General features: G+C 73.2%; 14 protein-coding genes. 4 read left to right on the top strand and 10 right to left on the bottom strand.

All coding sequences use genetic code 11. From position 1 onward, the window contains the following. Window positions 1-55 precede the first annotated feature (55 nt). The 4 genes from ACGFZP_RS27110 to ACGFZP_RS27095 all read right to left on the bottom strand — a co-directional run bounded on the left by ACGFZP_RS27110 (window position 56) and on the right by ACGFZP_RS27095 (window position 3,554). Entirely contained in the window at window positions 56-361 is a 306-nt protein-coding gene (locus ACGFZP_RS27110; RefSeq protein ID WP_392937915.1) for an acyl carrier protein, read from the bottom strand. Next, on the bottom strand, window positions 358-2,010 hold the full coding sequence (locus tag ACGFZP_RS27105; protein WP_392937912.1) for an amino acid adenylation domain-containing protein: 1,653 nt from the start codon (window positions 2,008-2,010) through the stop codon (window positions 358-360). Before ACGFZP_RS27105 ends, ACGFZP_RS27110 begins: the two co-directional genes overlap by 4 nt. Window positions 2,011-2,368: 358 nt before the next feature. Continuing rightward, entirely contained in the window at window positions 2,369-2,740 is a 372-nt protein-coding gene (locus ACGFZP_RS27100; protein WP_392937909.1) for a VOC family protein, read from the bottom strand. A gap of 409 nt (window positions 2,741-3,149) precedes the next feature. Beyond that, the gene (locus ACGFZP_RS27095; protein WP_392937906.1) at window positions 3,150-3,554 is read right to left on the bottom strand and encodes a dihydrofolate reductase family protein; all 405 of its coding nucleotides are present in this window, start codon (window positions 3,552-3,554) and stop codon (window positions 3,150-3,152) included. Between the two features lie 56 nt (window positions 3,555-3,610). Between ACGFZP_RS27095 and ACGFZP_RS27090 the strand changes: the two genes are divergently transcribed. After that, the gene (locus tag ACGFZP_RS27090) at window positions 3,611-4,693 is read left to right on the top strand and encodes an alpha/beta fold hydrolase (protein WP_392937905.1); all 1,083 of its coding nucleotides are present in this window, start codon (window positions 3,611-3,613) and stop codon (window positions 4,691-4,693) included. Here ACGFZP_RS27090 and ACGFZP_RS27085 read toward each other — a convergent pair. The 6 genes from ACGFZP_RS27085 to ACGFZP_RS27060 all read right to left on the bottom strand — a co-directional run bounded on the left by ACGFZP_RS27085 (window position 4,683) and on the right by ACGFZP_RS27060 (window position 12,420). Next, window positions 4,683-5,993: an NAD(P)/FAD-dependent oxidoreductase gene (locus ACGFZP_RS27085; protein WP_392937902.1), complete on the bottom strand. Its 1,311-nt coding sequence runs from the start codon at window positions 5,991-5,993 to the stop codon at window positions 4,683-4,685. The two genes, ACGFZP_RS27090 and ACGFZP_RS27085, sit on opposite strands and share 11 nt — an antisense overlap. Then, the gene (locus tag ACGFZP_RS27080) at window positions 5,990-6,865 is read right to left on the bottom strand and encodes an ABC transporter ATP-binding protein (protein WP_392937899.1); all 876 of its coding nucleotides are present in this window, start codon (window positions 6,863-6,865) and stop codon (window positions 5,990-5,992) included. Before ACGFZP_RS27080 ends, ACGFZP_RS27085 begins: the two co-directional genes overlap by 4 nt. After that, window positions 6,862-8,712 carry a dipeptide/oligopeptide/nickel ABC transporter permease/ATP-binding protein gene (locus tag ACGFZP_RS27075; protein ID WP_392937896.1) on the bottom strand — a complete coding sequence of 617 codons (1,851 nt, stop codon included), beginning with the start codon at window positions 8,710-8,712 and terminating at the stop codon, window positions 6,862-6,864. Before ACGFZP_RS27075 ends, ACGFZP_RS27080 begins: the two co-directional genes overlap by 4 nt. 7 nt (window positions 8,713-8,719) lie before the next feature. Next, on the bottom strand, window positions 8,720-9,688 hold the full coding sequence (locus ACGFZP_RS27070; RefSeq protein WP_392937894.1) for an ABC transporter permease: 969 nt from the start codon (window positions 9,686-9,688) through the stop codon (window positions 8,720-8,722). 13 nt (window positions 9,689-9,701) lie between these two features. Then, window positions 9,702-11,297 (bottom strand): ABC transporter substrate-binding protein, encoded by a 1,596-nt coding sequence (locus tag ACGFZP_RS27065; RefSeq protein WP_392937891.1) that lies wholly within the window; start codon window positions 11,295-11,297, stop codon window positions 9,702-9,704. An 88-nt stretch (window positions 11,298-11,385) separates the two neighbouring features. Next, window positions 11,386-12,420, bottom strand: coding sequence for a 3-oxoacyl-ACP synthase III family protein (locus tag ACGFZP_RS27060; protein WP_392937889.1), 1,035 nt, complete (start codon window positions 12,418-12,420; stop codon window positions 11,386-11,388). 352 nt (window positions 12,421-12,772) lie between these two features. Between ACGFZP_RS27060 and ACGFZP_RS27055 the strand changes: the two genes are divergently transcribed. The 3 genes from ACGFZP_RS27055 (at window position 12,773) to ACGFZP_RS27045 (ending at window position 17,595) form a co-directional block, all read left to right on the top strand. After that, window positions 12,773-14,473: a DUF885 domain-containing protein gene (locus ACGFZP_RS27055; RefSeq protein WP_392937886.1), complete on the top strand. Its 1,701-nt coding sequence runs from the start codon at window positions 12,773-12,775 to the stop codon at window positions 14,471-14,473. A gap of 300 nt (window positions 14,474-14,773) precedes the next feature. Then, window positions 14,774-15,112 (top strand): DUF5132 domain-containing protein, encoded by a 339-nt coding sequence (locus tag ACGFZP_RS27050; RefSeq protein WP_392937883.1) that lies wholly within the window; start codon window positions 14,774-14,776, stop codon window positions 15,110-15,112. A 185-nt stretch (window positions 15,113-15,297) separates the two neighbouring features. After that, window positions 15,298-17,595: an ATP-binding cassette domain-containing protein gene (locus ACGFZP_RS27045; RefSeq protein ID WP_392937880.1), complete on the top strand. Its 2,298-nt coding sequence runs from the start codon at window positions 15,298-15,300 to the stop codon at window positions 17,593-17,595. The last annotated feature ends 73 nt before the right edge of the window (window positions 17,596-17,668 follow it).

Genomic DNA, 17,668 nt, shown 5'->3' with positions numbered 1-17,668 from the left:
GTGCTCGCTGAGCGAGTGGGGACCGGCGGTCGGGCGGGGGAGTCGTCGCGGCCGGTCATCGGGCGGTCGCGATTCTCGCGGCGAGCGCACGCGGGGTCGGTGCGAGCAGGAAGTCCTCGAAGGCCAGCTCCACCCCGCTGCGGCGGGCGACCGCGCTCAGCACCCGGGTGGCGACCAGGGAGTCGCCGCCGAGCAGGAAGAAGTCCGAGTCGGCCGTGACGTCCTGGCACTCCAGCACCCGGCCGAAGATCGCCACCACGTCCTCGACGGCGGCGCCGGGGTGTGTGGCGGTGCCGGGGTCGGCGGCGGGGTCGGTGCCGGTTTCGCTGCCGGTTTCGGTGCCGGTGGTGTCAACGCTCATCGAAGGTCTCCTTTGACCTGGGCGTCGGGCGAGTGCCGCCGGTGCGAGCCCGCCCGGTCGACTTTTCCGCTCGCGGTGTGCACGAGCTGCGGGACGACGGTGATCCGGCTGGGTACGAGGTGGCCGGGTACCCGCTCGCGCAGGTACGAGCGGACGTCGGCGTCCAGCGCGCCGGGGGCGGCGCCGGTCCGCGCCACCACGTAGGCGACCAGGGCGGCGCGGCCGGCCACCGTCGCGCCGACCACGGCCACCGCGTTCACCTCGGGGTGGCCGGCGATATGGGCCTCGACCTCGGCCGGGTCCACCCGGATGCCGCGGACCTTGAGCTCGTGGTCCAGTCGGCCGCGGTGGGTGAGCAGGCCGTCCGGCGCGCGGCTCACCCGGTCGCCGGTACGGAAGCAGCGCTCGCCGTCGACGACGGTGAACCGGGCCTCGGTGGCCTCCGGCAGGCCGTGGTAGCCCAGTGCCACCGAGGGGCCGCCGATCAGCAACTCGCCCTGCCCGTCGATCCGTTCGTCGACGTGCGGGAGGGCGCGGCCGATCGGCGCCGGCGCGCCGCCGGACCAGTCGGGCGCGGGCGAGAGCGCCGCCGGGCCGTGCAGGTCGACGGCGTGGGTGATCAGGGTGGTCTCGGTGCAGCCGTAGGTGTTGAGCAGCCGGATCCGCCCGGTGTCCAGGCCCGCCCAGTCGGCCAGCCGGGCCGGGTTCGCCGCCTCGCCGCCGATGACCAGTAGGCGGACGCAGTCCGGCAGCGGCCGACCGTCCTCGACGAGGTGGAGCACCAACTCGTGCCAGTAGGCGGTGGGGAGGTCGAGGACGGTGATCCGCTCCCGCTCGACCATCCGCAGGAAGCGGGGGAACGACCCGGAGTGCGCCTCGGCGTCGAAGACGAGCGCGGCACCGGTGGTGAGGGTCGGCAGGATCTCCTCGAAGCAGGTGTCCCAGTTCAGCGAGGCGAACTGGAGCACCCGGTCCTCGGGGGTGAGGTCGAACAGGTCGCGCAGCGAGTGCACGACGGCGGAGACGGCCCTACGGGGCGTCACGACGGGTTTCGGCTGCCCGGTCGAACCCGACGTGAAGAGAATGTAGGCCGGATTGTCGGGATCCACCCCGACGAAGGCTCCGTTGTGCGGTGCGGCGCGCTGTTCGTTCTGCGATCCGTCGCGCCGTTCGTCGCGCTGTTCGTCGCGCTGTTCGTTGTGTCGTCCATCGCGCCGTCCGTCGTGTCGTCCGTTGTGCGGCGGACTCCCGGAAAGCTCCGATAAATGGCGTAACCGCATTGATTCCGAGGCTGGTTGGGATTCCGGACCGGCCTCGGCGAGGACCATTGCGCGGCAGTCGACCGCCGTGAGCATCGCCTGTCTGCGCTCCGGCGGGAATGCCGGATCGACCGGGCAGTAGACGCCTCCGGCGGACAGCACCCCGAGGAGTGCGACGACGGTTTCCGGCGTGTGTGCGGCCTGGACCGCGACCACGCCGGGATCGGTACCCAGCTGCCTGGCCAGGGCGTTCGCCAGCTCGTGGAGTCGGCGGTAGCCCATGGTGTGCCCGTGGTGGACCAGCGCCGGGCGGTCCGGAAATCGCCGGGCGATTTCCGTGAACGCGTCAAGCAGATCGGACGCCGGTGGGTTGGTGCCGTGGTTTGACATGCCCGCCCCAAAAGAATGCCTGCGAGCACTGCTCCGCGCTCGGCGAACCGGGACTCTACCTTCGAACATGCGTTGCCACAATGGATGTTGAGTCGACTGGTCCGGGGAGCCGCGGGAGAAATTGCGAGCCCTTCCCGGCCGCCGGTCGGCGGGGGGGTTGTCCGGTTCCGGACATTGCCCTGGCGGGGGGCATGTCACCCGCCTTGAAAGCAGGCGCGGCCCGACGGGGCGTGGTTTGTCGCACCGTCGGGCCGGGCACGGAGATCTGCGCGTGGTGCGGTACGGGCCTCCCGGGGCGGGTGGGGCCCGACCGCCCGCGCCTGCCGTCACGGTCGGCAGGGGAGCGGCATCCGCCCGGTCAGGCCTGGCAGATGCAGAAGGGATGGCCGGCCGGATCGGTGAGCACCCGCGCCCTGGCGGCGTCGTGGGGCTGGTGGTCCGGCCTGCCCGCGCCCAGCTCCAGCAGCAGGGCCTCGGCCTCGTCCAGATCGGCGACGTCGAAGCAGAGGTGCAGCTGCTGGGGAACGGTCTGCTCGGGCCAGCGCGGAGCCCGGTAGTCGTCGACCCGTTGAAATCCGATGAAGAGCCCGTCCTCGCGGTCGAGCCCCGCGAAGTCGGCGTCCGACTTCGGGTGCGGTGCGAAGCCGGTGGCCTGCTGGTAGAAAGCCGCCAGGGCCGGCGGATCAGGGCAGTCGAGTGTGATCGCAACCAGCTTCATCTGCAGGGGCATTGGCACCTCCGGGCCTCCGACCAGTGGACTTGCGTGATCACCACTCTAGGGCGGGCCCCCGCCCCCGGCCCTCCCCTTTTCGCGGGGAGGGCTCGTGACCCTCCCCCGTGAACCGCGCCGACGGTGAAGAGCGGCGCGCCCTGGCTGACGTGCTGCCAGATGTCGTCGATCTCGTACCACTCCAGTGCGGCGGCGTTGAGCATGGCGGTGCACAGCAGCACGGAGAGTTCGCGGCGGCCGAGGCGACCGATCGCGCACGGAGACACGGTGAAGGACCTCCAGCACCTCACGGCCTTCGGATGAACGAGGCGGTCGGTGGACGGCCGGGCCCGCCGGCGTCGGGTGGCATTCCACTCCCGTCGGCCTGTTGGGCCGGCCACCTCGTACGCCGAGCAGGCGGATCAGCGGATCAGCACTCTCGGTCGTGGACCAGGGCGATCTCGCCCAGATCGCCGGTCTCCTGATGGGCGAGCTTCCATTTCGAGCCCGGCAGGCCGTCGCTGAACAGTCGCTGCCCGCCCCCGACGATCTCGGGGAAGATCATGAGATACAGCCGGTCCAACAGGTCTGCCGAGAGAAGCGCCTTGATGACATCGCCTTCGACGGACGACTGCCAACCGCACGGGTGTGAGCCAACCGGCCCACACCCCACAGCAAGGTCGATATCTAGGCCAACCGGGTGTCGTACACCGGAATCCTGAAACTCCCGCAGGGTCGTTGCGCCGCGCGACGGCCTGGTCGGGAGTCCGTCGTTGGCCGGGGCCTCGGCGGTGTGCTGTCTTCGCGAGCGGATGTCGGGTGCGCGTACGAGCATGGGGGGTAGGAAAGGACTGCGGGCACCGGGTTGGATGTTTCTGCCGCGGAGGGCCGATGCGCGGGGACGGACGGGTCGCGAACGCCTTGCTCGCTCTGCTGAGCCGGGACTGGCTGGGAGTGCCGATTGCGCTGCTGGTGACGGCGGTGGGTGCCGGCCTCGTGGCGCTGGAGAGCGCCTGGGCGGTGGCACTCGGGTGGACGGCGGTGACTGTCGGTGTCGCGCTGGCAGCAGGAGCGGCGCGGCACCTGGTGCTGGTGGCCCGCGAGGCACGGGCGCGGCCGGTGCCGGGGAGTCTGGTCGACGTGGGCGGGCATCGGATGCACCTCCTCGCGGAGGGCGACGCCGGGGACGGCCCCACGGTCGTCTGGCTGCCGGGGGGACACAGCCCCGGCGAGGACTTCGGGCACCTGCACGTGATGACGGCGGCGCGGACCCGCTCGGTGCTGGTCGACCGGTTCGGCTCGGGCTGGAGCGATGTCGGGCCCTTCCCGAGGACGACGGCGGCCGAGGCGGAGGAGCTCGTGGCTGCGCTGGAGGAAGCGGGGGAGCGGGCACCGTACGTGTTCGTCGGCCATTCCTTCGGCGGGCTGCTGGTCGCGAATGCCGCCAGGCGACGGCCGGACCTGGTGGCCGGACTCGTGCTGCTGGATCCGACGCCCCTGGAGGTCATCGCGTTCGCGCCGTCCAACCGGCTGGTCGCGGGCATGCGCGGGGCGTTCCTGCGGACGGCGGTGCGGCACCTGTTCGGCGCTCACCGGGGCCGGGGCGGCCGGACCGGCCCGTACTGCGCGGCCGCGTCGATCTTCGCGGAGCTCACGCCCGCCGGCCTGGCGGGGGTGGGCTGGGAGACCGTGGTCTATGACGGGGACCTCGGCGACCTGCCGCTGGTGCTGGTGATACCCCGGGACCTCACGGGCGGCGAGGCGGTGCTGGCCGCTGCCCGGGACGCGGCCGAGGCCGAGCGGATCGCCCGGTTCTACCTTCGGACGAGGACCCGGTACCTGGCGGCGTCGACGGCGTCCCGGCTGGTGTACACGCCGGCGGGCACCGGCCATGCCTTCCCGACCGAGGCGCCCGGGTTCGTGGTCGGGGTGGTCGCGGATCTGGTGCGGGAGCTGCGCACGTTCAGCCCATGACCGTGCGGGCGGAGCCGGCCCGGGGCGGGCGCCGGCGGGAGAAGGCGCCCAGGTCCACGACGTTGCCGGTGTGCTCGCAGTGGTAGCGGACCGGGTCGGCGTCGTGGTCGTGGCCGGCTTCGACGAGGTCGACGAGGGTGGCGAGGAAGCGGCCCACCAGCGGGGCGTTCTTGAACTGGTTGCCGCTGGTGCCCATGGCGACGTAGTAGCCGCCGAGGGCGGTGCGGTCGTAGATCGGGGTCCAGTCGTCGGCGACGTCGTACACGCCCGCGACCCCGAGGGGCCGGTTCGGGACGCCGATCTCCGGGAAGCGGCGGGCGGCCCGGGTGACCTGGGTCCGGAAGCGGCGGGCGGTGGGACGGGGGTCGGCCTCGTCCGGGTCGTCGACCCACTCCGGCAGGTCGCAGGGCGGCTCGGTGCCGCCGACCAGGAGGCGGCCGCCGGACGCCGCTCGCAGGTAGGTGCCGAGGTCGAGGTCGGCGACGACGGGGCCGAGTCCGGGACCGCTGGTCCGGCCGCTCGGCGCGACGACCTGGTGGACCTCCTCGCGCAGCGGGCGCACGCCGATCGTGAAGTCGCCGCCGACGCCGGACAGCCGGTTGAGGCCTCCCGACCACGGGCCGGCGGCGTTGACCACGACCGGCGTGGCGATGCGCGTTCCGTCGGCCAGCCGGACTCCCGCCACCCGGTCCGCGTGCCGGTCGACGGCCACCACGGTGTGGTGGAACAGGAAGCTCGCGCCCAGCTCACCCGCCGCGTCGGCGAGGTTCTGGGCGGCGAGCTGCGGGTCGTCGACGAACCCCGCGTCCGGGGTGAAGAGGGCGCCGAGCTCGCCGGTCGGTGGGTCGAAGAAGGCGTCGTCCTCCACCGGCTTCGGCGGCCAGTACCGCCCGGGGTCGATCCCGGGGAGGCGCTGGCGCAGCGCAGGGGCGTCCCACCGTTCGTACGGGACGCCCGCGCGGTCGAACAGGGCGGCGACCGCGAACGGTGCGACGGCGGGGGAGTCGAGCAGTACGGCCCCGGTGCGGTGGAAGGCCGCGAGCGGGCGGCGGCCGGTGAGCCGCAGGTGGTCGGGCCAGGACGTCCAGAGGTGCTGGGCCTCCCAGGCGGCGGCCACGCCGTCGAAGGTGGAGTAGTTGAACCGGATGATCGCGCTGGAGGCGCTGGTGGAGCCGTGGCCGGCGGCGCCCGCCTTGTCCACGACGGCCACCTGCCGCCCGGTGCGGGCGAGTTCGAGGGCGATGGCGGCGCCGATCACTCCGGCTCCGACGACGACCGCGTCCGGTCGGCTGGTGGTCATGACGGCCTCTCGTCGGGCAGGGCGGTGTCCGGGCCGGGCAGGGTGGTGTGCAGTCCGGGCAGGGCGGTGTCCGGGCCGGTCACGGAGGTGCGCAGTCCGGGCACGGGGGTGCGCAGTCCGGGCACGGAGGCGAGCAGCGTCCGGGTGTACGGGTGTCGTGGGTCGCGCAGCAGGGCCCCGGTGGGGGCGGTCTCGACGATCCGACCGTGCCGCATGACCGCCACCGCGTCGGAGACGTAGCAGACCGCGGGCAGGTTGTGGCCGATGAAGAGCATGGACAGGCCGAGTCGCCGCTGGAGGTCGCGGATCGTGTTGAGGACGGAGGCCTGCACCGAGACGTCGAGCGCCGAGGTGATCTCGTCGGCGATCAGCAGTCCGGGCTCGACGGCCAGGGCACGGGCGACGGCGACCCGCTGGCGCTGGCCGCCGGACAGTTGCCGCGGCAGGCGGTCCGCGAACCGGGCGTTCAGGCCGACGAGTTCGAGCAGGGCGACGACCCGCTCGGCACGGGCCTCCCGGTCGAGCCGGTGGAACGCGGTCGCCGCTTCGCCCAGCGTCTGGCGGACGGTCATCCGGGGATCCAGCGCGGTGTCCGGGTCCTGGAGGACGATCTGGACCAGGCGGCCGAGCCGGCGCCGGTCGCCGACGGTGCGGGCCCGGACCTCCCGGCCGTCGAGCAGGATCCGGCCCCCGTGCACGGGGGTGAGGCCGACGATCGCGCGGGCCAGGCTCGACTTCCCGGAGCCGGACTCGCCCACCAGCCCGAGCGTGGTGCCGGGCGGGATCTCCAGCGAGACCCCGTCCACGGCGGCGACGGGGCCGCGCCGGCCCGGGTGGCGGACGGTGAGGTCGGTGAGCTGAAGGGCGGTCACGCCACGACCACCTCCGCCGCCACCGGGTACCAGCAGGCCACCCGGTGGACCGCGTCGAGGTCCTCCAGCGGTGGGGCCTCCTCGGCGCATTGCTCCCGGCGGCGTGGGCAGCGGGGCTCGAACGGGCAGCCCGGGCCGGGCGAGAGCGGCTCGGGCAGTGCGCCCTCCACCGTCGGCAGCGGCCGGTCACGGTCCGCGGTGAGTGCGGGTACCGACTCGACCAGGGCCCGGGTGTAGGGGTGCCGGGTGTCGGTCGGGAGGCGGTCGGCGGGCAGGGTCTCGACGACGGTCCCCGCGTACATCACGGCGACGCGGTCGCAGAACTCGCCCACCAGCGCGACGTCGTGGCTGATGAACAGGACGGCGGCGGAGGTGTCCCGCCGGATCTCGGACAGCAGCCGGGTGATCTGCCGCTGCACGGTGACGTCCAGCGCGGTGGTCGGTTCGTCGGCGATGATCAGGCCGGGCCGCACCATCAGCGCGGCGGCGATCATCACCCGCTGGCGCTGGCCGCCGGAGAGCTGGTGGGGGCGTGCCCGCAGCACGGCCGGAGGGAGGGCGACCCGGCGCAGGGCGTCGGAGGCCTCCGCCAACGCCTGGGCGCGGCTCGCACCGCGATGGGTGCGGACGGCCTCGGTGAGCTGGGTGGCGATGCGCAGCGACGGGTTGAGCGCCGAGGCCGGGTTCTGGAAGATCATCGCCAGGCCGGTCGCGAGGTGGTGTTCGCGCTCCTTCGGCGTCATGGCGGCGAGGTCGGCGCCGAGCAGGCGGAGCGTCCGCCGGGAGATCCGGGCCCGGTCCGGGAGCAGGTCGGCGACGGCGAGTGCGGTGAGCGACTTCCCGGAGCCGGATTCGCCGACGAGTCCGACGATCTCACCGGGCCGCAGGGACAGGCTCACGCCGCGTACCGGTCGGATCACACCGTCCGGGGTGGGGAGCTCGACCGTGAGGTCCTCGACCTGGAGGACGAGACCCTCTGCGGCGGGCCCGCTTGTGGCGGTCGGTGCAGCGGGCGTACGGGGTGCCGGGCTGCGCCGGGCGACGCCTCCGGCCAGGACCTCGCCGAGCAGCTGGAACGTCACGGCCGCGTAGAGGATGGCCAGGCCGGGTGCGAGGGCGGGCAGCGGCTCGGCGTAGATGCGGTCGAGTCCCTGGTTGAGCAGCTGCCCCCAGTCGTAGCCGGGCGGTTGGACGCCCAGGCCGAGGAAGCTCAGCCCGGCGAGCGCGACGAGGGCCGTGCCCGCGGCCGTGGTGGTGCTCAGCAGCAGGGGTTCGGCGATGTTGGGCAGGACGTGCCGCCACAGCAGCCGGTGCCGGCGCAGGCCGAGGACCCGGGCCGCGGCCAGGTGGTCGGTGCCCGCGACGGCGGCCGCGAGCGTCTGGGCGAGCCGGGCGAAACCGGGCACGCCGGCGACGGCCAGGGCGAGCACCGCCCCGCCGGCGCCCGCGCCGAACACGACCGCGAGGAACATCGCGACCAGGAGTGCGGGGAAGGCGAGCAGGAGGCTGATCAGCCCGGCGAGCAGCCGGCGGGTACGGCGGCCGACCACGGCGGTGGACGCGCCGAGGAGGATGCCGCCGGTCGCGCCGAGCAGGACCGCGGCCAGCGCGAGCAGCAGGGACGGCCGGGTGGCCGTCAGGACGCGGGCGAGCACGTCCCGTCCGAGGCTGTCGGTGCCGAACGGGTGTGCCGCGGAGGGGCCTTGCAGCACCGCGGAGGGGTCGGGGAGGTCGGCCGCCGTGCCCCACAGGAGCGGGCCGGCCACTGCGAGTACGACCAGGGACGCCAGCATGGCCGCCGCGGCCCAGGCCATGGGCGAGCGCGGGTACCTGAGGGGAGGGGACATCGGATCCTCAGCTCTCCCTGATCGCCGAGCGCGGGTCCAGCAGAGCCAGCAGCACGTCGACCAGGAGGCCGGCGAGCAGGACGGTCGTGCCCAGGATCAGCACCATCGCCTGGACCACCGGGTAGTCCTGGGAGACCACCGACTGTGCCAGCGCCGAGCCGATGCCGGGCCACGCGAACACCTTCTCGACCAGCACCGTGCCGGCGATCAAGGCGGGCAGGAGGCTTCCGGCGACGGTGAGCGTGGCGGTCGCCATGTTGGGCGCCGCGTGCACCAGGTAGCGGCGGGCGGGGGACAGCCGTTTGCTCCGGGCCGTGCGCAGGTAGTCCTCCGACAGGACCTTCAGTGCCTCCACCCGGATGATGCGCACCAGGACGGCCGTGGGCGCGAGGGAGAGCGCGAGGACCGGCAGGACGAAGGACTCGACGCCTGCCGAGCCGGCCACCGGGAACAACTGGAGGCCGACGGCCAGGAGCGCGGTGAGTCCGGCGGCGAGGACGAAGTCGGGCACGCCGGCCAGCCCGGAGGTCAGTGCCGTGAACGCCAGCTCGCTGCGCGGGTGGCGGCCGTCGCGGGTGCGGACGGCGGCGAGCAGTCCGCAGGGCAGGGCGACGGCGAGGGTGACGAGGAAGGCCAGGCCGGCGATCTCCAGGGTGGCCGGCAGCCGGGTGCGGACCAGCTCGGCGACCGGGGTCCCGGTGACCAGCGAGGTGCCGAGATCGCCGTGCGCGAGGCCGCTCAGGTAGTCCCGGTACTGGGAGGGGAACGGCGTGTCGAGCCCGAGTTGGTGACGGCGCGCGGCCACCAGGGCGGGGGCGGCGTCGACGCCGAGCGCGGCGCGGACCGGGTCGCCGGGGACGAGCCGGATCATCGCGAACGACGCGGTGAGCACGACTCCGAGGGAGAGGAGCAGCCGGGCGGAGCGGCGGCCGAGGAACGCCGTCCAGGGATTCCGCAGCAGGCGGTGCAAGGACACGGTGGGCCCCCGGTTACTGGTGGAGGCGGACGCTCGTGGGGACGAGCCGGCCGCCGAAGGTGGTGGCGAAGGTGGTGCTCCGGCCGTACACGGTGCTGTGGCCGTCCGCGATCGGCAGGGCGTCGACCGAGCGGAAGAGGGCGGCGGCGGCCCGGTTCCAGGTGCCGCAGCCTTCGGTGTCCGGCTCCCGGAGGGCCTCGGCGACCAGGGCGTCGTACTCGGGGTTGGCGACGCCCGCGAAGTTGAGGCCCTGGGCGGGGGTGGGGCCGGAGAAGAACGGGATGAAGCCGACCGGCAGGGCGAAGCCCGGTGAGGTGCCGACCACGACGTCGAAGTCACCGGTCCGGTACATGGCGTTGACGAGCGCGGGGAGGCTCTCGGTGACCAGCTTGACGTCCGCGCCGAGCGCCGTCCAGGTCCGGGCCATCAGCTCGGCGGCGGGCGGCAGCGTCGGCCCGAGGTCCGGGCTGGTGATCAGGCGCAGCCGGAGCGGCCTGCCGTCCTTGGTCAGCCGTCCGTCCGGGCCACCGGCCCAGCCGGCGGCGCGCAGGGCCTCGGCGGCGTCCTGCGTCGGCAGGTTCGCGGCCGCGAGGTCGGCGTGGCAGACGGCGCCCGCGGCGCCGAGGTCGGTGGCGGGACGACCGGTGCCGCCGACGGCGACGTTGGCGAGGCCCTGGCGGTCGAGCGCGGACACCAGGGCCCGGCGCAGAGCCGGGTCGGCCAGCGGGCGACCGGGGCGCTGGTTGAAGAAGGTCATCCCGACGACGGTCGCCACGTCGGTGGTGGACAGGCCGTGGCCGGTGAGCCGGGCGCGGTCGGGGCCGTTCACGCCCCCGATGTCGACGCCCCCGGTGAGCAGCAGGTTCGCGGTGGTGGAGGCCTGGGGCACCACCGAGATGACGAGGCGGGCCGGCAGGCCGGGCTCCGCGGTGGTCGCGCCGGCCGGGCCCCAGGTGTAGCCCTCGCGGACGGTGAACTCGTACGGGCCGCCGGGGGAGTAGCGGCTCAGGACGTACGGGCCGGTGCCGTGGCTCACCCGGTCGAGTGACTGCGGTCGGTCGAGGCCGGCGGGGCAGACGATCGGCAGCAGGCCGAGGGTGCGGGTGAGGAACGGGAAGGGGGCGGTGGTTCCGACCGACACCGTGCGGGCCGGGTCGTCGGCGGTCGCGGTGAAGGGGACGTTGGGGAGGACGGTCTGGGCGCCGGCGAGCTGGTGGGCCGGGTCGCCCGCGTACGTCAGTGCCCGGGCCACCGCCGAGGCGGTGAGGGGGGTGCCGTCGGAGCAGGTGATGCCGGGTCGGAGGGTGAAGCTGGCCGTGGTGGTGGTGGCCTGCCAGGAGGAGGCCAGGCCGGAGACCACGGTGCCGTCGGGGGCGAGGTTGACCAGCGAGTCGTAGGCGTAGCCGGCCTGGGCGGCGCCGAAGGTCGAGTACGGGTCGAAGCTCGGTGTCTCACTGGCCGCGGCGATCCGGACGGTCCCGTGCTCGACGAGCGGAGTGCTCGTCGAGGGGCGGGCGGCGCCCCCGCAGCCGGCCAACGCGAGGGTCACCGCGGCGGCCAGGGCGGTGGCGGCGGCCGTCCGGACGGGCGGCGGGGTACGACGGGGCATGGGCGTCATGGAGCCACCGATTCCTGTCACTGGGCGAGCCAACTCGCTTGCACAGTAAGAGTGTTCGAATGTGAAACGGTGATCGGGGTCAGGCGTGCCGGAGGCAGAGGGTGCCCCACTGGAAGCCCGCTCCGATCCCGGACAGGACGTAGATGTCGCCCGGACGCAGGCCGCCCGCGGTGACGGTGGAGTGGAGCGCGGTGAACAGGCCGGCCGATCCGGTGTTGCCGAGCCGGTCGACGGTGACGGGGACGCGCTCCTGAGGGACGCCCATGGCCTTCACGGCTTCGGTGAGGAGGTTCAGGTTGGCCTGGTGCAGGAAGAAGTGCCGGATCTCGTCGAGCGGCACGCCGGCCTGCCGGGCGGCGCTGGTGATGCTCTCGGGCAGGCGGGTGGTGGCGGTGTTCCAGACGGAGCGGCCGTCCATGCGCAGGTAGTGGGCGCCGGCGGCCAGGGTGGCCGTGCTGGTGGGCAGCCGGGAGCCGCCGGCCGGGACCTGGACGTCGTAGGAGAGCTGGGAGCCCAGGTCGTAGGAGAGCAGGCCCGCGCCGGCGGTCTCGGAGCGGGTGAGCACGACGGCTGCTGCGGCGTCGCCGAAGAAGACGCCGGTGGTGCGGTCCGTGGGGTCGGTGATCCTGGAGGCGCAGTCGGCGGCGAGGACCAGGACGGTGGTGATGGAAGGGTTCTGGAGGAGGTGGGCGGCGATCAGCACGGCCTGGACACCGGAGGCGCAGGCCGCCTGGGTGACGTCCAGGGACAGGGCCCGGTGGGCGCCCAGGGCGTCCTTGACGATCAGCGCGGTGGAGGGCAGGGGCTGGTCCCAGGTGTAGGTGGCGACGATCACCGCGTCCAACCGGTCGGGGGTGGTGCCCGCCGACTCCAGGGCCTGGTGCGCCGCGTCGACGCACATGTCGGAGGTGGCCAGGTCCGGGGCCAGGCGGCGGCGTTCACGGATGCCGGTGCGGCTGGTGATCCACGCGTCGCTGGTGTCGAGGGAGCGGGTCAGCTGCTCGTTGGTGACGACGGTCGGGGGCAGGTGCATCCCGGTCCCCGCGACGGTGAACGGGCCGGGTAATCCCGCGCCGGTGTGGTGGTGCAGGGGCTTGTCCTGGGTGACGGTCATGCGACGGTGCTCCGCTCGGGCGCGATCAGGACCTCCGGGGCGGTGTGCCAGCGGCCGGAGGCACAGGGTCGCCGAGCACCCTACGTCGGGCGGTCCGGGTGATGAGGGCGCCGCAATCCCGGAAACCGGATGCGGCGCACGCACATGGGGACCCTCGCGGCGCGCCTGCTGGGGACCACTGAGCTCGTCAGAACGTCCGTGCGCACGGTGACATCCCGGCGCTCCGGTTGATGCGGTCGCATTCTGCACGGGTCGGGGGCGAAACCCGCCGCCTCATCCGTTCGAGGGATACTTCGGCTGCTGTTTCGCCGACCGGGCAGGGCGGCCGACCCGTCACCGCCACACTGGCCGCATGAGCACGAGGACGAACGAGCCGGGCCGGGCGACGAGCCATCTGGCGGACCGCTACTGGGAGTTCCTGCTGGAGCGCGATCCACTGCTGAGAGTGCGCCAGGGCCTCCCGGTGGAGACGCTCCCCGGGGCCTCGCCCGCCGAGGCCGAGGAGCGGGCGCGGTTCGCGGAGGGCGTGCTCGGGCGGGTCCGGGCACTCGGCGGTGTGGCGTCGTCCGGAGTCGACGCCGACACCGCCGCGTTCCTCGCCGGGTTGGCCGAGCAGGAGCTGCGGTCCCACCGCTGCTACTGGCTGACGCCGGCGGCCACGACGTACCGGCTGTTCCCGTTGTCGCAGTACGTCGACGCCGTCCTGTGCCCGTTCCGCTTCGCCGAACGACCGGACGTCGAGCGGTACTTGTCGCTGTTGCACGAGCTGGCCCGGGTGGTCGGCTCGATCGCGGACAAGGCGGCGGAGCAGGCTGGACGCGGTTTCCGGGTGCCGGTCCCGGCCCTGGCCGGGGCGCGCGCCACCGTCGTCGGCCTGCGGGCGTCCGTGGCGCGCCGGGTGGAGGTGGGCGACGACCGACTCGGCGGGCTGGGCCGCGCCGACCGCGGACGGCTCCGCGACGGGGTGCACCGGCTGGTGGAGGTCGAGCTGACACCGGCCTTCGACGGCCTGCTCGCCGTCCTCGACGACCCGGCCTACCTGCGCGAGGCGCCGCGGGCCGTCGGCTGGGCGCAGTACGAGGGCGGCGAGGAGGCGTACCGGGAGTTCGTCCGGACTCACAGCGGGGGCGACATGCCGCCCGAGCGACTCCACGAGCTCGGCCGCGAGCAGTGCGGGGAACTCGCCGAGCGGATGCGGGAGGTCCGCACGGCCCTCGGATTCCCGGGCCCCGAGGCCGAGTTCCACGAGCGGCTGCGCACCGAGCCCCGCCTGTACGCCCGGACCCCCGAGGAGGTCGAGGCCCGCTACCGCGGTTACCTCGACCGGCTCGCCCCGCTGCTGCCGCGCTGGTTCGCGGTCCTCCCGGCCGCGCCGTACGGGCTGGCGCGACTGGATCCGGCGCTGGAGGCGGGGATGACCTTCGGGTACTACGAGCAGCCGACGTCGGACGCCCCGGTCGGACGCTACCGCTACAACGGTTCGGACCTGGATCGGCGCTCGCTCCTGGGGGCGGCGTCCCTGATCCACCACGAGCTGGCGCCGGGGCACCACTTCCACCTCGCCCGGCAGGCGGAGAACCACGCGCTTCCGCAACTGCGCCGCGAGGTAGCCGAGTTCGGTGCGTTCAACGAGGGCTGGGCCGAGTACGCCGCCGGCCTCGGCTGGGAGATGGGCCTCTACGACGATCCGTGGGACGCCTACGGGCGGCTGACCCAGGAGCGGTTCACCGCGCAGCGGCTCGTCGTCGACACCGGGCTCAACCTCGGAACGATGGACCTGGAGCAGGCCCGGGACTTCATGCGCGCGAACTCCACCGAGGCGGACGGCCAGATCGCCTCGGACCTGTTGCGCTATGCGACCGACCTGCCCGGGCAGGCGCTGTCCTACCGGGCGGGCTACCTGGAGTTCACCCGGCTGCGGGCCGAGGCTGAGGCCCGCCCGGGCGTCGGCTTCGATGTGCGGGCCTTCCACGAAGCGGTGCTGGGCGGAGGCGGGCTGCCGTTCCCCGCCCTGCGCGAGCGGGTGGGGCGAGAACTCGGTAATTCCCACTAGTCATATAAGACGGATAATCGGGTTGCCTAGTGAGTAGGCGTACTGCACTCCGTGCCACTCGGATCGTTCAAGAACACTCGCATGAGTGAAACCTGCAGGAACCGTTTGGCCTCGATGCACGTGGCTGGACTACGGTGGCGGAAGAGCGGGCGACGGGCTCCACGGTGACGAATTCGGCTCGGTAGGTTGAATGTCGAATTCCGGAGGTGGATTCCCTCGTCCGCCTGGCTGTGCGCTGCTTCGGTGTCTGCAGTGCCCGGGTCCCCTGTCATGCGTAACACGTAGAGAGGATGGAGCATCATGCCACCCCTAGTACCGCCCTTCCTGATCGGCCTCGTCGTCGCGCCACTCGCCAAACGTCTCCTCAAGCCACTGATGCTCGGTGTCGTCAAGACCTCCGTCGGCATCGTCCTTGAGGTGAAGAAGGCGGCCCACGAGGCCGGAGAGAACATCCACGACCTCGCGGCCGAGGTCGCCGCCGACGTGGTGGCGGCGCAGATCGCCGCCGGTGACGTCGGAGTCCGCTCGGGCGACGGTCAGGGTGCCGCCGCCGGGAACGGCGAATCCGCCGATCGGACCGAGGGCGAGGCGAGGTCGCCGAAGATCCGTGCGACCGCCGGCGCGGGCAAGGTGAACTGACGGCCTGTCCGGCGGCCCTGGCTGCCTGGGTGCACATTCGGGCCGAGCCCGGTGTGCGCCCAGGAGGCGGTTGACTGCAGGTCTGTTCGCCGCATCTCCTTCCTCCTTCAGAATTCCACTCCGTCGCAGAAACGCGTCACGCCCGTGACGGTTTTCGCGACCTCGCAAAACAGGTGATCGTACACATGCCTTCTCTGCTGGGTGCCGCAGCCGGGAACCACTCCGCGGATTTGGAAGTGCGTCTGCGATCGGTCATTCCGGGTCGTCAGCGCTGGGACGTCAAACCGGTACTCGGGCGGCCCAGAGCGGCCGAAGTCCTCGCCGCGGCCCTGCGGCGGATCCCCGGGATCACCCAGGTGCAGGCCAGCCCGGTCACCGGCGGGGTCCTCGTCCGGCACGATGCGCGCGTGAGTGCTGCGGACGTCGGCCGGATCGTCCGCAGGGCCGTCGCCCTGGTTGCGGAGGGTGCGGCCCGAGTCGCCCGTCCCGTGCCGGTCCGGTCCGCCGCCGAACCGGCTCCGCGCGGTGACCGTGGTGCCGTCGTACGCCCCGTGCTGGCCGTCGGGGGCGGCGTGGCGGCCGGGATCGCCCTGATCCGCGGGTCGGCGCTCAGCAGGCAACTGGTCGCGCTGGGGGGCGTGGTGGTGGCGACCGGGGCCGTCCTCCGGAAGGCCTGGCGCAGATCGGCCGACGCGGCCGAGGGCCTGCCCGGGACCGTGGCCGAGCGGCACCCCCTGCTGGAGATCGTCGGACCGCACCGCCGACGGCTCTACCGCGCCTCCGCCCTCTCGGTCGCCTGCCAGATCGCGGAGATGGCGCTCGGCACCTTCCTCGGCTGGACCGCACTGGTCCTGATCAAGGGCGGGGCCGCGCCGCTGATCCGCTTCGGCCTGACCACCGCGTCGTCCCAACTCTGGGGCCTGGCAGGGCTGGTGACCGTCGCCTGCGCCGCCGTCGCGGGCCTTTCCTACTCGTCGAACCTCCAGTGGCGTCAGCTCGGCCAGGACATCGAGCACGACTGGCGGGGCCGTACGTACGAGCACGTGCAGCACCTCGAACTGCGTCACCTGGAAGGCGAGCGGACCACCCGGATCGCCGGGGTGCTCACCGACGACGTCCGCCAGCTGGGCACCTTCTTCGCCACCTCGGCCAACGACGTGCTGCAGCTGGGCGCCAGCCTGGCCCTCCTGGTGCCGTTGTTCCTCCTGCTGGCACCGCAGATCGCCTGGGTCGCCTTCCTGCCCATCCCGGTCATCGCCTGGCTGTCGCTCCGCTACCAGGACAAGGTCACGGCCGACTACGCCGTCTCCGGTGAGCGCCGGGCCAGGCTTCACAGCCAGCTGGTGAACACACTGGAGGCCGGCGCCACCGTCAAGAGCTTCTGCACCGAGGACTACGAGGCCGAGCGCATCGACCGGTTGAGCGCGCAGGCCCAGGAGAGCAACGAGCAGACCGACCGGAGCACGATCCGCCACGCCGAGACGGTCAGGGTCTGCACGACCGGCTCGATGGCCGGCACCCTGCTGATCGGCGGCCGGTCGGTGCTCAACGGCAGCCTGCCGTTCGAGGTGTTCAGCCCGCTGATCGGGCTGCCGCAGATGGTGCTGCTGCGGATGAACCGGCTCGGCGGCATCGTCGACCAGTACCAGCGCACGCTCGCGGCCTACGACCGGGTCCACCACCTGCGGGCCCTGCCCGTCGAGACCGAAGGCACCGACGGGCCGCTCGACCCCGCGAAGGTGCGGGGCGAGATCGTCCTCGACGACGTGACCTTCGCCTACCCCGGCCGCCCGCCGGTGCTGGAGGACGTCTCACTGACCATTCCCGCAGGCCGGGTCACCGCCCTCGTCGGCGCCACCGGCTCCGGCAAGACGACCGTCGCCAAGCTGCTGATGCGCTTCCAGGACGCGGAGTCCGGCAGCGTGCTGCTCGACGGGCGCGACGTCCGCGACCTGCCGCGCCGGGACCTGCGCCACGCGATCGGGTTCGTCGCCCAGGATCCGTTCCTCTTCGACGGAAGCATCGCCGACAACATCCGGTACGGCAGTTTCGGGGCCCCGGACGCGGCCGTGGTCGACGCGGCCATGATGGCCGAGGCGCACAGCTTCATCGCGACGCTGCCGGACGGCTACGACACGGTGATCGGTGAACGCGGCGCCGCGCTCTCGGGCGGCCAGCGGCAGCGGATCGCCCTGGCCCGGGCGATCCTCAAGGACGCGCCCGTCGTGATCCTCGACGAGGCCACCTCCGCGGTGGACAACGAGACCGAGGCCGCCATCCAGAGGACGCTCCGGAGGTTCGCCGCCGAGCGGACCATGATCGTGATTGCCCACCGGCTCTCCACCGTCCGCCACGCGGACCGGATCTTCGTCATGGACAAGGGCGGAGTCGTGGCCGAGCAGGGCACCCACGACGAACTCCTCGCCCGGCACGGACTCTACGCATCCCTCTGGCAGCTCCAGGCCGGCGAACTCGCCGCCTGAGCACCGCAGCAGCACCCGCCCGCCGGCAGCGTGACGTCACCGCGGCCGGCGGGGCCCGGTGTGCCCTGCGCGC

It is taken from the genome of Kitasatospora sp. NPDC048239 (assembly GCF_043202015.1).
In the GTDB taxonomy this organism is placed as follows: domain Bacteria; phylum Actinomycetota; class Actinomycetes; order Streptomycetales; family Streptomycetaceae; genus Kitasatospora.
Note: the sequence above shows the minus strand (reverse complement) of the source record. Positions and strands in the feature narration are given on the sequence as shown.

What these genes read in the sequence shown, in the direction of transcription:
- ACGFZP_RS27110 (WP_392937915.1), bottom strand. Translation starts at nt 361, where the DNA reads ATGAGCGTTGACACCACCGGCACCGAAACCGGCAGCGAAACCGGCACC.
- ACGFZP_RS27105 (WP_392937912.1), bottom strand. Translation starts at nt 2,010, where the DNA reads ATGTCAAACCACGGCACCAACCCACCGGCGTCCGATCTGCTTGACGCG.
- ACGFZP_RS27100 (WP_392937909.1), bottom strand. Translation starts at nt 2,740, where the DNA reads ATGCCCCTGCAGATGAAGCTGGTTGCGATCACACTCGACTGCCCTGAT.
- ACGFZP_RS27095 (WP_392937906.1), bottom strand. Translation starts at nt 3,554, where the DNA reads ATGCTCGTACGCGCACCCGACATCCGCTCGCGAAGACAGCACACCGCC.
- ACGFZP_RS27090 (WP_392937905.1), top strand. Translation starts at nt 3,611, where the DNA reads ATGCGCGGGGACGGACGGGTCGCGAACGCCTTGCTCGCTCTGCTGAGC.
- ACGFZP_RS27085 (WP_392937902.1), bottom strand. Translation starts at nt 5,993, where the DNA reads ATGACCACCAGCCGACCGGACGCGGTCGTCGTCGGAGCCGGAGTGATC.
- ACGFZP_RS27075 (WP_392937896.1), bottom strand. Translation starts at nt 8,712, where the DNA reads ATGTCCCCTCCCCTCAGGTACCCGCGCTCGCCCATGGCCTGGGCCGCG.
- ACGFZP_RS27065 (WP_392937891.1), bottom strand. Translation starts at nt 11,297, where the DNA reads ATGCCCCGTCGTACCCCGCCGCCCGTCCGGACGGCCGCCGCCACCGCC.
- ACGFZP_RS27060 (WP_392937889.1), bottom strand. Translation starts at nt 12,420, where the DNA reads ATGACCGTCACCCAGGACAAGCCCCTGCACCACCACACCGGCGCGGGA.
- ACGFZP_RS27055 (WP_392937886.1), top strand. Translation starts at nt 12,773, where the DNA reads ATGAGCACGAGGACGAACGAGCCGGGCCGGGCGACGAGCCATCTGGCG.
- ACGFZP_RS27050 (WP_392937883.1), top strand. Translation starts at nt 14,774, where the DNA reads ATGCCACCCCTAGTACCGCCCTTCCTGATCGGCCTCGTCGTCGCGCCA.
- ACGFZP_RS27045 (WP_392937880.1), top strand. Translation starts at nt 15,298, where the DNA reads ATGCCTTCTCTGCTGGGTGCCGCAGCCGGGAACCACTCCGCGGATTTG.